The 14,822-nt window shown below is 49.7% G+C and carries 13 protein-coding genes; 1 reads left to right on the top strand and 12 read right to left on the bottom strand.

Going from position 1 to position 14,822, the window contains the following annotated elements; all coding sequences use genetic code 11:
• Positions 1 to 3: 3 nt before the first annotated feature.
• From csaB to FHS16_RS22915, 5 genes are all read right to left on the bottom strand, one after another.
• The gene (csaB, locus tag FHS16_RS22935) at positions 4 to 1,152 is read right to left on the bottom strand and encodes a polysaccharide pyruvyl transferase CsaB (RefSeq protein ID WP_183568332.1); all 1,149 of its coding nucleotides are present in this window, start codon (positions 1,150 to 1,152) and stop codon (positions 4 to 6) included.
• On the bottom strand, positions 1,116 to 3,260 hold the full coding sequence (locus FHS16_RS22930; RefSeq protein ID WP_183568329.1) for a DUF5693 family protein: 2,145 nt from the start codon (positions 3,258 to 3,260) through the stop codon (positions 1,116 to 1,118). The genes csaB and FHS16_RS22930 overlap by 37 nt, the downstream gene beginning before the upstream one ends.
• Before the next feature lie 35 nt (positions 3,261 to 3,295).
• On the bottom strand, positions 3,296 to 5,023 hold the full coding sequence (locus FHS16_RS22925) for a phospho-sugar mutase (protein WP_183568326.1): 1,728 nt from the start codon (positions 5,021 to 5,023) through the stop codon (positions 3,296 to 3,298).
• A gap of 45 nt (positions 5,024 to 5,068) precedes the next feature.
• Complete coding sequence (gene fabZ / locus FHS16_RS22920; protein ID WP_076336337.1) at positions 5,069 to 5,500, bottom strand: 3-hydroxyacyl-ACP dehydratase FabZ; 432 nt, start codon at positions 5,498 to 5,500, stop codon at positions 5,069 to 5,071.
• A gap of 274 nt (positions 5,501 to 5,774) precedes the next feature.
• A complete protein-coding gene (locus FHS16_RS22915; RefSeq protein WP_183568323.1) occupies positions 5,775 to 6,308 on the bottom strand; it encodes a CDP-alcohol phosphatidyltransferase family protein in 534 nt (177 codons plus the stop codon).
• Positions 6,309 to 6,553: 245 nt separating this feature from the next.
• On the opposite strand from FHS16_RS22915, the gene FHS16_RS32495 reads away from it, so the two are divergent.
• Positions 6,554 to 8,764 carry an Ig-like domain-containing protein gene (locus FHS16_RS32495; protein WP_183568320.1) on the top strand — a complete coding sequence of 737 codons (2,211 nt, stop codon included), beginning with the start codon at positions 6,554 to 6,556 and terminating at the stop codon, positions 8,762 to 8,764.
• A gap of 124 nt (positions 8,765 to 8,888) precedes the next feature.
• Here the strand turns inward: FHS16_RS32495 and FHS16_RS22905 are convergent, their stop codons facing one another.
• The 7 genes from FHS16_RS22905 to spoIID form a co-directional block, all read right to left on the bottom strand.
• Positions 8,889 to 9,212: a DNA-directed RNA polymerase subunit beta gene (locus FHS16_RS22905; RefSeq protein WP_183568317.1), complete on the bottom strand. Its 324-nt coding sequence runs from the start codon at positions 9,210 to 9,212 to the stop codon at positions 8,889 to 8,891.
• Between the two features lie 16 nt (positions 9,213 to 9,228).
• Positions 9,229 to 10,071, bottom strand: coding sequence for a flagellar hook-basal body protein (locus tag FHS16_RS22900; RefSeq protein ID WP_183568314.1), 843 nt, complete (start codon positions 10,069 to 10,071; stop codon positions 9,229 to 9,231).
• A 29-nt stretch (positions 10,072 to 10,100) separates the two neighbouring features.
• Positions 10,101 to 10,964: a flagellar hook-basal body protein gene (locus tag FHS16_RS22895; protein ID WP_183568311.1), complete on the bottom strand. Its 864-nt coding sequence runs from the start codon at positions 10,962 to 10,964 to the stop codon at positions 10,101 to 10,103.
• A 166-nt stretch (positions 10,965 to 11,130) separates the two neighbouring features.
• Positions 11,131 to 12,129: a rod shape-determining protein MreB gene (mreB, locus tag FHS16_RS22890; RefSeq protein WP_183568308.1), complete on the bottom strand. Its 999-nt coding sequence runs from the start codon at positions 12,127 to 12,129 to the stop codon at positions 11,131 to 11,133.
• A gap of 123 nt (positions 12,130 to 12,252) precedes the next feature.
• Positions 12,253 to 12,540 (bottom strand): sporulation transcriptional regulator SpoIIID, encoded by a 288-nt coding sequence (spoIIID, locus tag FHS16_RS22885; protein WP_053373789.1) that lies wholly within the window; start codon positions 12,538 to 12,540, stop codon positions 12,253 to 12,255.
• 172 nt (positions 12,541 to 12,712) lie between these two features.
• A complete protein-coding gene (locus FHS16_RS22880; RefSeq protein WP_183568304.1) occupies positions 12,713 to 13,456 on the bottom strand; it encodes a M23 family metallopeptidase in 744 nt (247 codons plus the stop codon).
• An 82-nt stretch (positions 13,457 to 13,538) separates the two neighbouring features.
• Positions 13,539 to 14,732 (bottom strand): stage II sporulation protein D, encoded by a 1,194-nt coding sequence (spoIID, locus tag FHS16_RS22875; protein WP_246431908.1) that lies wholly within the window; start codon positions 14,730 to 14,732, stop codon positions 13,539 to 13,541.
• Positions 14,733 to 14,822 lie beyond the last annotated feature (90 nt).

Below are 14,822 nucleotides of genomic sequence, written 5' to 3'. Positions count from 1 at the left end.
AACTCACCTCGATAAAGTATGACGCAGATAGCCAACGATTTGTTGCGCCGGTTCTTGCGATTGTTGTCTCAATAGGTCGATCGCTGGCCCATGCTTCGCCTGCCATCCAGCTTTATCTGCAAGGAGGAGGCTTGCCGCTTCCGCAAACGCCTCCGGATCAAGCTGTTCCGTAGAGCCGATCGCCTTAAGTCCCAATCGATTCAGAAAATGATCGATTTTGGGATCGTAGGAGAGGCCAAGCATGGGAACCATCTGGCCTGCGGCGTAGATGAGCGCATGGAGGCGCATGCCGAGCAAAGCGTCGCAGCGGCTGACCTCAAGCAGCATCTGCTGCGGGTCGTCGCCGGGCGCGGCCAGCTCGGCGGTGGAACCGTTGCCGAGCCGGCCGCGCAGCCGTTCCATCACCTGCTCCGACGTTTGCGCGTCGGAGGGGGTGTGGAACGGCAGGAAGCGCAGCCGGACAGGCATGCGGTTCGACAGCGCGATCAGCGCTTCGGCGGCGCGGGCCATATCGGCGCCGTCGCTGCGCCAGTGGCGCAGCGAAACCCCGACGAGAGGCGGCTGAGAATCAGCTTGTCCCGCCGCAGAAGCAAGTGTACCAGCGGGAAGCGGCAGGCCCATAACGGGATCGGGTACGATGTCAATCTTATCCGCCTGCACACCAATTCGCGCCAGCAGCGCGGCAGACTCGGCATCGCGCACCGACACATATGCGCTTTTTCTCATGACGCCCTTGATCATCGGATCCATCCAACGGCGATTCACGGGCCCGATTCCTTGCGCATATACAAATGTCGGTTTACCGAGCAGCTGTGCCAGCTTCATGACTCCCGTGTAATAGGGTATCGTCTTCGTTCCGGTCGCATCCTGCAGAAGGCTGCCGCCTCCGCTAATTAAACCGTCACTGCCCTTGATGGCGTTCCATAGATCGGCAGGATGCATGCGGCGCACGCTTTCAACGCCATACACGCTGCTTGTCGAAGCCGGATCAGCCGACAGCACGATCGGCTGAATCTTGATTTCTTGAGCCGTGCCTTGCTCCTCTAACGCAAGCAATATCGACCTGAGCACCGCTTCATCACCGCTGTTGCGAAAACCGTAATAACCAGATATCACTAAGCGACGAACTTGCGGATGATTGCCGGTGCCCATTTACGAATTGCTCCTTCCACTAGCTGCCAAGCTAAGATCAAAATACATCCAATAATCATACCTGTACCTAAACCAAGCAGTACGCGAATCATTGAAATGTAGAGCGGCGTATGGAGATGCGCGAACGTATCGACCATCGAAAGCTGCCCAATCGAACCAATAATGATAAGCAGCCATGCTGCGCGGTATCGAAGCGACAAGAACAGGCCCAGCAGCAGCAAAGGATGCGCCAGCAAAAATTCTTTGAATCTTGGTCTCACCCCGAAGGTGGACTCCAAGAAGTGTCGAATGACCAGCTCTAGCGAAGAAACTTGACCGCCATTACCCGTACGCGACAAATAGTAGTAGCCAACGATGCCGACTACGCCTGCAACAATAATCCAAGTCAATGTAATCGGCTTCGAAATAAGCCACTTCACTCTGCCCACCGACATTTGGCTGTTGTAGAGCAGAACATAGACGGCTACCAGCGCGATTGGCGCAAGATGAAGCAGACTTACACCGCGGAACTGCTCCAATACTAAATTATAAGTAATGTTATTCAACAAACCGAATACAATAGGTACGGCCGTAAGCGATATTAGTGTCGCTACAATAAACCAATTCAGTGCGAGGCCGAAACGACGGCCGGTAGACAAAGTCGGGAACAGCCACTTCATACGGCTAGCGCTCTCATATACAGCACCTGGCTGCTGAGGCGTCTGGCCTTGCTTGCTGCGGCCGATCGACCAATTCGCCCCCCCAACCACGCGGCGATCACCAACGGTGCGGGAGTATATCCGATTCATAACCCATACGAGCGCAAGGGTTGGAGCAGCTATAGCCGCGCCTAGTGCAAGTCCCTGCTCCATTAGCGAGCTGTTCAGCTTGTATAAGCCGGCGCTTCCGAATAGTCCAATAATAAAGACAGGAATATAAATACCCGGAAGAAACGCTCCGATTAATAATGCAATCAATGCGATAGCACCAGCAGCAACGATCGCCCTAACCGGCTTATTCCAGGACGGCTGTTCATAATCGAATGCTTCAGGCGTGCCGGGATTGAAGCCTGCCTCAGAAAGCCGTTCAACTATGCCGTTTTTCTCGTTCATCGCTTCAGCAAGCCTGTCCAGGGAATGGACGATTTTGGCTTTATCCGTATTCGACTGCGTCGTGCCATTCAAGAAAAACATGCGAATATTGCGATCCTTCGCTGCCAATAGGAATCGATCGGCAATGGCCTCCGGAGTCATCGTCATGCCGTCGTTCTCTGACAAGGAATAAAGTCTGACTACATTATAGTTTGTAATATAAGCTAATTTATTTAAGCCTTCCTGCGGTTTTTTCAAATTTTCTATAGCCGCAAGGCCAAGTTCGTATTTTTTGAGAAGCTCGCCGAATTGATACAAGCTGTTATCCATCGCCTGATCCGATGCGCCTTTTACTTTATCGCCATCAAACAGGACTCGATTCACGCCGTACGACTTCAATCTCGCAAGCATTGCATCCGTTGCATCTTGATCATAAGGCTTCACACGATCTGAATAACGCGGCAGTATGCCTAAGCCTGCATCATGTATAGCTCGCAGGGACATCGGGTCAAAATCCATCGTTTTCATAATCGCTTCGGCAATTGGAATTTCAACAACCATGCCGTTGCGACCGCCATATGACCAATCGCTGTACACGGCTTCAGAACGATCCAGCGCTTCGCGCACGATCGGACCAATCATCTCTTCCTCTTCAGGACCGCTAAATAAAATATAAGTAAAGTTTTGGCCTACCTGCTCGAATTTGCCTTGCAGAAGCGCAGCATCCCGAGAGCTGTAAAAGGTCAGCCTGCCGGACAATTGCAGCTCTTTGAGCGAGCTTTCATATACCGCCATCGTCGTGATTCCCGATTCCTTCAGCATCGCAAGCTTCTCCTGCAAAAAGGCCTGAGGCCTTGCCTGCCGTTCAGAAACCTCTACGATGTCCCGGTAATCAAACACATACTCCACTTGCTTAGACGACTTTTCCATTTCCATCCGAACGGCGCCGAGCGGCAAAGCTGCCGCCACCCCTAGTAGTGCAATGATCCATAGTACGAACCTTGCGCGCCGATTCCATTGCTGCCAACGTAAAAACACGTCATTCCTCCGTTCTAAACAGGTTGATTGTCGTTCTATTCGCTACGGTCTACCCGTTCCATTACGGAGGCTTTCAACGTTTCCAGCGCAGCAGCGGCAGATTCCTTCGACTCGCCTTTCACCGCGAAATAAACTTTGATTTTGGGCTCTGTGCCAGAAGGGCGCAAGCAGAACCAAGAGCCGTCTTCACGCAAATATTTCAATACATTCTCCGGACGCAAGCCGTCATGGCCTTTGCCGTAATCAAGTACTTGCGTCACCTTGACGCCGCCGATTTCAGTTGGGGGATTAAGGCGCCAATCATCCATAATCGCTCCGATTTTTTGGACCCCGTCGAAGCCCTTAAGCGTACGCGACTCCAAGCCCTCCAAATAAAAACCGAATTCCGCATATAGCTCCAGCAAAACATCGTACAATGTTTTCCCTTGACTGCTATAGTATGCCGCAGCTTCGGCAATCAATAACGCAGCAACGATCGCATCTTTGTCCCGCGCATAGGTTCCTGTCAAATACCCATAGCTTTCTTCATAGCCAAACAAGAATGAATGCTCGCCTGTCTGTTCGTAGCTGGTCATTTTTTCACCGATGTATTTGAAGCCAGTGAGCGTATTTTCCACCGCAACGCCGAAAGAGCGTGCAATATCGGCACCCAGCTCACTAGTTACGATTGTTTTGATGACAACGCCATTATCGGGCAGCTGTCCGCGCTCCTTTAATTGGCTAAGCACGTAATGCACCATCAAAGCTCCGGACTGATTGCCGGTCAGAACAACATACTCTCCGTCATTGTTTTTGACAACCGCGCCCATGCGGTCCGCGTCTGGGTCCGTACCGATAATAATATCCGCATCCACCTGCTGCGCAAGCTTAATCGCGAGCGTAAACGCTTCGCGTTCCTCAGGGTTTGGCGACTTTACCGTGCTGAAGTAACCATCTGGCTGCTCTTGCTCCGGTACAATATGAACATTCTTGAAGCCAACCTTCTTCAGCACCTCACGGACTGGCATATTGCCTGTCCCATGCAGAGGAGTGAACACCACGCTAATCTTTTCGCCGATTTCGCTTTGAATCAGCTCAGCGTTCAGGCTTTGAGCCACCACGGTATCAATAAATTGTTGATCCGCTTCATCGCCTAGCCAGCGCAGCAAGCCCTTTGCCTCTGCTTCTTCGCGGCTAAGTGTTTTCACTTCATCAAAACCCGCAATTCGGCCGATCGCAGCAATCACTTGCTCCGCTTCTTCCGGAATAAGCTGGCAGCCATCTGCGCCGTAAGCCTTGTATCCATTGTATTCAGGCGGGTTATGGCTTGCCGTAATGACAATTCCGCTCGATGCATTCAGCGAACGAACTGCAAAGGAAAGCTGCGGTGTCGGACGAAGCGCCTTGAACAAATACGTGGTAACGCCATTCCCTGCAAGCACAAGCGCCGCATCAAGAGCAAACTCGGGCGAATTATTTCGGGAATCATGAGCGATGACAACGGAAGGAGCTTCCCCTCCTTCTTTGGCGCCAGCTAATAGCCAATTGGCAAGCCCTTGTGTCGCTTTCCCAACCGTGTAAGCGTTCAACCGGTTTGTGCCTGCGCCCATGACGCCACGCAAGCCGCCTGTACCGAATTCAAGATCGCGGTAGAAACGGTCCGTCACTTCCTTCTCATCGCCAGCAATTCCGCGAAGCTCTTCCTTCGTTGCAGCGTCAATAAGCGGATCATTAAGCCAAGCCTCATACTTTGCGGTAACAGCAGCATTAGTTGATTGGGTCATATGTATCAGCCTCTTTCATTCATGAGTTTTATTGTAGAAAGGAATTTATGAAGGATTAGATAAAGCAAACATGAGCTCGCCTTCGGCAACGATTTGATCGCCAACTTTTGCTGTCCCTTGCCCTTTTCCGATCGAGCCCTTAAGCCGCGTGATTTGCACCTCAAGCGTCAATGTATCGCCAGGCTTTACTTGTCCCCGAAAACGGAAGCCGTCAATGCCTGCAAAAAAGCCGAGCTTGCCTTTGTTCGCTTCAAGCATAAGCATTGCTACCGTACCTACCTGTGCCAGTGCTTCAACAATAAGCACGCCTGGCATAACAGGATAGCCGGGGAAATGTCCTACGAAATAAGGTTCGTTCATCGTTACGTTTTTGAGACCGACAGCTCTTACGCCCGGCTCCACCTCTAGAATGCGATCGATCAACAGAAACGGAGGGCGGTGCGGAATGATTTCTTGGATTTGATTAATGTCCAGCATAACAAAAAAAGCCCCTTTCGATTAGTAAAGTAGTATAAAAAGTGCCATTATGTACGACACTATACATATCCATCATAAAACTGCAGTTTATGAAGGTTAAGATAAGAGGCTTGGCTGCTTGGACCCGAAGTGTCCTCCGCCAAGCCTCTTTGTTCGTATATAAGCATTTATACGGATATTCTTATAAATGTACTTATATAAGTCCGCGAAACGAGCTGTCGCCGCCGTAGGTAAGTACACCCGCTTACGCTTGATATGTAGATGCCTCAGAAGTTTACGAATGTCCGGCAGGCGTTTCTGCCAGCGGCTTATTCAATGACTTAAACATTGCGATATAGACAATGGAAGTCACGAATGAGAACGCAATTACTGCCCACAAATACGAATGCGCATGTGGTGCCTCGAAGAAAATAAGCATGATCGCCGCGTAAAACAACACGGTAGTCAGTTTGCCCATCCAGTTGGCAGGCACGGTCTTTTTCCCGCGAAAATGAAAAAACATTCCCCCAGCTATCATGCCCAAGTCGCGCAAAAACATCGCTGCAGCGGCAGCCCATGAAATATGGCCGGAAATCAGCAACGATACGATAACTGTAATGAGCATCAGCTTGTCAGCGAGCGGATCAAGCATAATTCCGACCATTGTGACCTGGCCGCTTCTACGTGCGATGTAACCGTCCAGAATATCAGTAACACCCGCGGCAACCATAATCAGAAATGCTGGAATCATATGTCCTTTTATGAACACCGCTATATAGACGGGGATCAAGACAAAACGCAATGATGTTAAGAGATTCGGCAGATTCAAACTTTCACGCTCCTCTACCTGTAACGAACTGTCCACCATGGTTCCCAACTATTATACAACTACCATCCGTAAAAATAAAACCATCCTTGCGCCGCAAATGCCAAGCTTCCTTTAAAACGGACTTCTTTCCTATAGGTTTACAAAAATTAAAATAACAGTTTTTCCCTTTGTTATTCACTTTCCCCCTCTGGTTTCCGTTATTAATAGAATAACAATTACTTTAAACCAGAAAGGACAGGGATGTAGTGAATTTAAGTTTACGCTTTAACATGTCGTTCAAAGAAACTCGCAGGTGGCTGGCAGCCGCGCTTGCATTTGCCATGATCATGACCTCGGCAGCGGGCGTTGCGTATGCAGCTGAAGATACGGTAACTAGCATAGAATTCTCGTACGATTCCGACGATTATGACAACAATACATCGTCACTAAAAACATTCGTTGAGGATGACAAAGTTAATCTAACCGTATTTGCCAACATTTCCGGCTATTCCAACAAGAAGGAAGTTACTTCAGACGTAACCTGGAAATCATCCAACACTGCGCTCGTGAAAGTAGAGAAAGGCGTATTAACCGGCGTTGGCAAGGGAACCGCGACGATTAGCGCTACTTATAAAGGCTTTACCATTTCGATAAAAGCAGCATCTGATTATGTGTATGATTCCGTTACGCTTATGCAGAACGACGGAATTACCGCTCCCGTGTCCAAGGACATCGAGATCGGCCAGCCGCTTGCCTTTGCATTGAACGGAACCAAAGGCTCCAATACCAAAACGGTTACCACCGATGCAGTATGGTCAACCTCAAACTCCGCAGTTGCGAATGTAGATGAAGGCGTTATTACCTTGTTAGGTGTGGGAACAACGACGATTACCGCCAAGCTAAAAGGCAAATCTGATTCGATTACACTTAATGTTACTTCGCCTTATAAATCCATAACCATTGATTCCGGAGCTTCCGGCAATTTGGTTCAGCTTGAAATTGGCAGTGACGACACTGTGTTAACTGCCTCTGCCGCTCCAAAAACTGGCGGTACAGAACCGGTTACGGACATAGCCAAATGGGTAAGCGCCAACGAAAAAATCACAACCGTCAAAAAAGGGGTTGTAACACCGGTCAGCGCCGGGAAAACGACGATCACCGTCTCCTACAAAGGCGTGTCAGCAACGATTGATGTTGTCGTTCGTGCAGCTTATCAATCGATCAAGCTGTCGCCTGAGAAGGAATATCACATGCTGCTGCAGGATTCGCCTCTCCAAATCAAAGCAGAGGTACAAGACAATAACAGTACGATCACAACTGTAACTGACCTGGCAGAATGGACGTCCTCGAACGTCGTTGTCGCTACCGTATCTAAAGGATTGGTGTATCCGAAAGCTGTTGGTACGACAAAAATCACCGCAAGCCATAAAGGCGTTAGCCGCAGCATCGAAATTACTGTCTATCCCAGCATATCCGAGCTGAGCATAGACAGCGAGACCATTGACGGCTATAAAGACATCAGCGGCGATCTGCCCAAAGTGATGGCAACTACCTTTGATGGGACAAAAATAGACGTCTCAAAAATCGTGGTTTGGTCATCCTCAAGCGAGAATATCGCAATGATTAAAGACGGTCAATGGACAGCAAAAGCACTAGGCGAGGCTACTCTTACAGCTTCACTGCAAGGCTATAAAGCGGAAGTGAAGCTTACTGTTCACGTGAAGCCGCTCAAGCTGATCGCAGACGTGAAGGATCTAAGCATTATTTTAGGAAAAGATACACCGCTGCCCACTGTAAAAGTGATCAACGAAGATGGAGAAGAAGAGGATGTCTCCAGCAGAATCAAATGGAAAACGACTTCAGAGGATATTGTCATTAAAGAAACCACGATGAAGGGATTGGATGTAGCGAGCCTCACGTTAACCGCCACATACCTAACCAAAAGTGTATCCGTCAAGATTAAAGTCGAAGAAGAAATCATTAAGCTTGTTGTTGATCCCATCTCCATCGAACTATATCCAGGAAAAACCAAATCGGTGAAGGTCACAGGCTACTATAAAAGCGGCAAGCAGATTTCACTCGGCTCCAAAATGAATTGGGAAGTCGGCAATTCGGGCGTAGCAACCGTCAGCACCACGTCCGTAAAAGGCGTTGCAGTCGGAACAACTAAAATTACCGGCTCTTATCAAGGGAAAATGGTTACTGTGCCCGTCGTTGTCGTGCCGAAGCTCAAATCTCTGCTTCTTTCCAGCAAATCGGTGCAGCTGAGTGCAGGCGGAACCTATTCCGCTAAGCTTCAGGCTAACTTCACGACCGGAAGTCCGGCCAACGTTACGGAGAACGCGGTTTGGACCTCCTCCAAGGCAAGTGTCGCTACCGTCATTGATGGGAAGATAACAGCGCTCAGCAAAGGCTCAGCCTCGATTAAAGCCACTTACGCAGGCAAGAGCGTAACGATACGAGTAACCGTTAAATAATGAACAAGGGCTGTCCCTGGGCGCTGAATGCAGCCTCGCGCCTATGGGACAGCCCTTTCCTATGAAATAAGGGTCATCCTTGAGGCGGACTTTGCCGCTTCAGGGATGACCCTTTTCAATTGGATTAAGATTCCGCAAATATTAGATCATAGAGATGCTGCCACGTTGCCCAGCTGAATACATCTGCCTCCGCTTGTTTGCCGACCACGACATAACCAATATAGAGACCTGCCACCAGCATAATAATCATAATGACTGGGACGATGCTTTTACGCAAAATCCACAGCAGTATACTCAAGCCTTTGGAGCGTTGCTTCTTATCATTCTTATCAGAGCTTTTGTCCGCCTTCACGCGAGTTTCACGCTTCTTCCTGCCGGACCTGCCCTCTTCCGCTGTACTATTGAACCCGCTTTCCTCGCGGTCCATTCGTTCATCGGCCATACTCATCACCATCATCCTATCTTTATGCGCGAAGCCCGTTCGTAAGGCTCATCATCGTATCGCTTGACGATAACGCTCTGGCTGCCAATTGATAAGCGCGCTGCACATTAATAAGCTCGGTCATCTCATCCGTCAGCTGAACATTCGATTGTTCCAGATAGCCTTGGCGCAATACGATGTTATTCTCCGAATCCGGCACAATCTGCTGAACAACATCTCCAGCGTCGATGCCGCCGGCGACAACAAACAAGTTATCGGAGACTGCAGTCAATGCCGCAGGACGGGATGCTTGAAGCAGCTTGATGCTGCCGAGTTCAATCGTTCGATGTGAAGACACGCCAAGTACGGTTCCGTCCGGGTTAACAAGAAGCTTGTAGCCCTGCGGCACTGCAATGTTGCCTTCTACTACGTTGCCCGTTAGAGGATCACGTACGTTAGCCACAACCGGATACCCGTCTTCCGTTGCCAAAATCGTATCATCGTTTGCCCCTATCGTCAACTGAAACGCCCCATTGCGCGTATAGGCGCGGTTGCCCGCATCGTCCACTTCCACCTCAAACAAGGCGTTGCCTTCGATGGCCATGTCTGCTTCTTTGTCCGTTAATTGCATGGGACCTTGCGATAAATTGGGCTGCACCATCGTCATGCGAGAGCCCCAGCCTTGCGTGAAATCCATCGGCGTTTTCCGCCCTGGCTGACTGAAAGCATCCGGCTGGTTCCTAAGGTTTGTCAGCAAGTCCTCAAAAGTAGCTTCCTTGCGTTTGTACCCCACCGTATACACGTTTGCTAAATTGTCGGCTAGAAGATCAAGCTTTTGCTGGAGTCCGTTCATCGACACCATCGCGTTAATCATTGAACTGTTCATGTATTACACCTCCGCTGCTTAACCTGTTGTTATACGCGACCTACATCGTTTACAGCCTTGCTTAAGCTTTGATCATAGAATTGTATGACCTTCTGATTCGCTTCATACGCGCGAAGCGCAGACATTAAGTCAACCGCCGCTTGAGCAGCATCTACGTTCGAGCGCTCGATGTAGCCCTGCCTTACTTCGATACGCTCCCCAGGAACGATTGCGACCGCTTCGCCTTCCTCATCCCCGAAGCGGAAGCTGCCGTTCCCTTCGCGGATCAGCTGATTCGGATTGTCCACGCGGCTAATCAGCAGCTGCACGCCGATGTCCTGCCCGTCTGCATCCACGAAGCGCTGATCGCTCGTCAGCATCAACCGATCCAGCCCTACGCCCGCAGGCATCTGGATGGGCTGTCCATCCGTACCGAGCACGCTGGAGCCGTCGCTGCCCATGAGAAAGCCTTCTTCTGTGAGCGTAAATTTACCGCCGCGCGTGTAACGCACTTCGCCGTTTTGATCCTGCAAAGTAAAGAAGGCTTGCGGCTGATACGTGACCTCGCCATTCGCATCCACATATTTGCCGGAGGCGTCGAATGACAGACCATTCAGCTCAATGTTGGAGAGAAGCGCAAAGTCGGACGAGTTATTCGTCTGCGTCAGATCGCCTTGCAAATGGATGGACAAGCTTTCCTCAGCAAAAACGCCGTTTGTCAATTTTCCGATTTGCTTGTAATTCTCTTGTCCCGCTCCCGTTAATGACAGCATCATTTCCGGAAACGAACGAGTCACCGCATTCGTCTGTTTATAACCGGGCGTGTTTATATTAGAAATATTATTCGTTACCGTATCATGTCTGCGCTGCTGTGAAATCATACCCGATGCAGCTGTATACAAGCCTCTTAACATCGCTGTTACCTCCCCAAATGCTTCCAAACGAACTTACTATATATGTTATCGGCTGGAAGCAAGGCTGCCTGAATAGCTTGTCCATGCGACCTATGACTCATTTACGCCTCGGCTGCGCCCCCCTAAGGCTCCCTACCCGCGCAAATGCTATTGTTTTCGGTCGCTTCTACCTTTGCTTCTTCCCGAGCTTGTCCAAGTTATCGAGTAAAATGCCTGTACCTTTTACCACACAGTGCATAGGATCCTCGGCAATAAGCACCGGCACCTTTAACTCCTCTGCAAGAAGCGCATCGAGGCCGCCTAGCAAAGCCCCGCCGCCGGTCAGAATAACCCCGCGGTCAATAATATCAGCCGACAGCTCCGGCGGCGTGCGTTCAAGCACGGCTTTGGCTGCGGATACGATCGTCATAACGGAGTCCCATAGTGCTTCACGCACTTCTCCCGAGCGGATTGTAAGCGTAAGAGGAAGACCCGACACCATGTCACGGCCGCGAATATCAATCTCTTCCTGACGACCGCCCTCAAGGACTGTGCCGATCTTGATTTTAATATCCTCGCTTGTTCTCTCGCCAATAAGCAGCTTGTACTTATTTTTGATAAACTTCATGATCGCATCGTCGAACTTGTCCCCTGCGACTTTAATGGAGGAGGAAGTAACAACATCGCCCATCGACAACACGGCAACGTCCGTTGTTCCCCCGCCAATGTCAACAACCATATTGCCGCTAGGCTGGAAAATATCCATGCCAGCTCCGATAGCGGCAGCTTTAGGCTCATCCTCAAGAAACACTTCCTTCGCGCCGCTGCGCTCTGCAGCTTCACGAATCGCTTTTTGCTCAACTGACGTAATGTTGGTTGGCGCGCAAATAAGAATACGGGGACGGCTAAACCACTTCCGTCCCTCAACACGATCAATAAATGCCTTCAACATAATTTCCGTTATCTCAAAATCGGCAATAACGCCATCACGCAGCGGTCGAATCGCTATGATATTGCCAGGCGTGCGGCCCACCATGCGATGCGCTTCTTCACCTACAGCAAGGACGCGCTTCGTATCGCTTTCAATCGCAACAACTGAAGGTTCATCCAGCACAACGCCTCTACCTTTCACATGAATAGACACATTGGCCGTTCCAAGATCAATCCCAATATCCTTGCTCAACATAAGGCTTAAGTCCCCCAACGAATAATAATTACAAACGTACGTTTGGTTCCCTTGACACAGAAACCGCTAACGTTTATTATTCGCCAAAAAAGACAAATTTCCTCTATAATTCGAGAAAAAACTTCATAACTTCCCAGCAGCGAGCACTTCCCGCTTCTTCGTGCTCGTTTTCTTGTATTTGATCTTAGTCGCTTCTCCTCCCCTCAAATGCCGAATCGATTTGTGGTACTCGAGAATGTGCTTAACCTGATCGGCCAAATCGGGGTTTATTTCAGGAAGCCGCTCAGTCAAGTCCTTGTGTACCGTGCTTTTGGACACACCGAACTCTTTTGCGATCGTTCGCACCGTGTGCTTCGTTTCTACGATGCAGCGGCCTATTTTAATGGTTCGCTCCTTAATGTAATCGTGCACGTTCCCGCCTCCCTACTCGAGATAGTTTGGTACATTATATGAGTGGGCCGGGTATATATTCGTTGTGGTCAAGCCTGACAGGCCGGAATGTGAAAAAATTTTCATAAAAACGTAAAACAGGCAGGGATTTGCTCCCTGCCTGTACGTCTAAAGTCCTATTTTTCAAAAAATTCTATTCTGCAATCAAGGAGCTCGGGTTAATCGGCTTGCCATTGTTGCGTGTTTCGTAATGCAGGTGGATACCAAGGTCGCGCTCAAGGTCGTTACGACCTGCTTTGGCAATGACTGTGCCTTGCGTGACATCGTCGCCTTCTTCAACAGCAATCTCGGTTACGCTTTGGTACACAGTAACCAGACCGCCTTCGTGCGTAATTTCAATGACATTCCCATTGGTCGGTTCTGTTTTCACATAAGTAACCTTGCCGGAGAGTGCCGCAAGCACGTCGAAGGTTTTGCCGCTTGGATCAACGAAGTCAACGCCCATATGCGGAGTGAATGTATCTCCGATCTGTACGAGAGCTGCCTCGCGTTCTTCATCAGATGCTTTCTCATCATAGAACGGCAGCTCTACCTGCAGCGCTTCTATGCTTGCTACCGGCCACTTGATAGCCTCGTTGCCTGCGATAACCTCAACAGCCTCGTCACCTTTGCCTTGCGTTTCAGTCGTACCCTCTTGCGAAACTTCAGTAGAATCGGCTTTACCTGTTGTAGGAGTCGTTTGATCCGTTCCCTGATAGATCCACATTAAGGTTACAATAATTGCTGCCGCGGCCATGAAGATTGCTGGAGAAACCCATCGCTTTGCAAAAAGGTTCTTCCATCCACTGCTAGATTTGGCGGCAGACGCTCCTCCCAGATTCGTTTTGGGAGTTTCTTCTGGTCTTTGCTTCGGTTTGCTTTGATTTTGATCATTCATTTTCTATCACCTCACTAGCCATTGTTGCCAGATCTGCTAGGTTTATACGTGAGGCAATCATGAAATATTGAAAGAGTTCAAATTAGAAGCGTCCAGCGAGTATTTCCGAGAATTTGGTTACTTGCTCTACTTGAACGCTAGAATAGTAATGTGCCACAATTTCATCATCACTCGCGCCTGCTTTGGCCATACCATTGGCTCCCCATTGGCTCATTCCAACGCCGTGCCCGTAGCCGTAAGTCGTAATTGCAATAGACCCGTCTTCCATACGCCATGTGAATTGAGAGGATGCAAGGCCTAGCTTCTCTCTTACTTCCCGCCCCGTGAAGGTCGTTCCCCCTATCACGATTTTGCTAATCCGCTTGCCTGCCGTCTTCTCTACTATACGAATGTCCGATTTGGCAGAGCTTTTTTTGGATATTCCCAGCTTGCGAAAAAAATCATCTAAGGTTAGATTGACCGTTTCCTTGTATCTTGGAGATATCGTTTCATCCCACGGGCTTGCCACGCTTCGCAGGTAGGGAATTTCTTGGTTCCAGTAGTCTTCCGAATTTTCGGTATACCCGTTGCTCGTGGAGAAGAAAGCTGCATCAATGGGATCGCCTTTATAGGTAATCACTTTCCCTCGCGTCTGAGCAATGACAGAATTGAGCTTCTGCATGTGCTTTTTAAGATCTGCTTCAGGCCATTTCTGCGCCAGCTCCGCAAGCGAAACATAAACCTGATGATCGGTCGTATCCGTCACGTCTGCGCCCTTCGCAGGAACCCCGCTATTATCCCCGTGAACCATTCTTCTCATGATATAGGTCCGTGCAGCAATGGCCTGCGCCTTCAACGCCTCAAGCTCGAACTCGATAGGCATTTCCGCTGCTACGACCCCTCTGACATACGTTTCTAACGGCACATTTTCTACTCGCTTTTCCTTAGCCAAATAGACATGCACAACGAGTCCGTCAAGTGTGCTCGGATCTTCCGTTCGCGCATTGCTGTCAGCAGAAAGAGTCGGTTTCTGTGATTTCACTTCATTAGAAGGGAACCGACTGCCATCCGCTTCCAGCGGACCTGGAGCAGGCAGCTCCGTCTTCGATCCCTGTTGTACGGCAGCAGCTTGCATTCCCGGAGCTGCGCGCGCGTCCTGCAGTTCAAGCAGCGAGAGCCTTATTAAAAGAACAGAAGCACCCAACATAGCGCCAATTGCAAATAAAGCCAGCCAACTGCTTGTCCGTAATCGATCGACCGCGGAAACTATTGAAATCCTCCCTATCCTTCGCTTCATGAGCTCTCCTTCCATTTTGACCGGCAAGAAAGATAGGAAAGGAACAACTATTCCCCTCTCTCTCAAACCGACCCTAATGGTTTATTCTAT

This window comes from Paenibacillus endophyticus (assembly GCF_014192395.1).
GTDB lineage: Bacteria > Bacillota > Bacilli > Paenibacillales > Paenibacillaceae > Pristimantibacillus > Pristimantibacillus endophyticus.
Note: the sequence above shows the minus strand (reverse complement) of the source record. Positions and strands in the feature narration are given on the sequence as shown.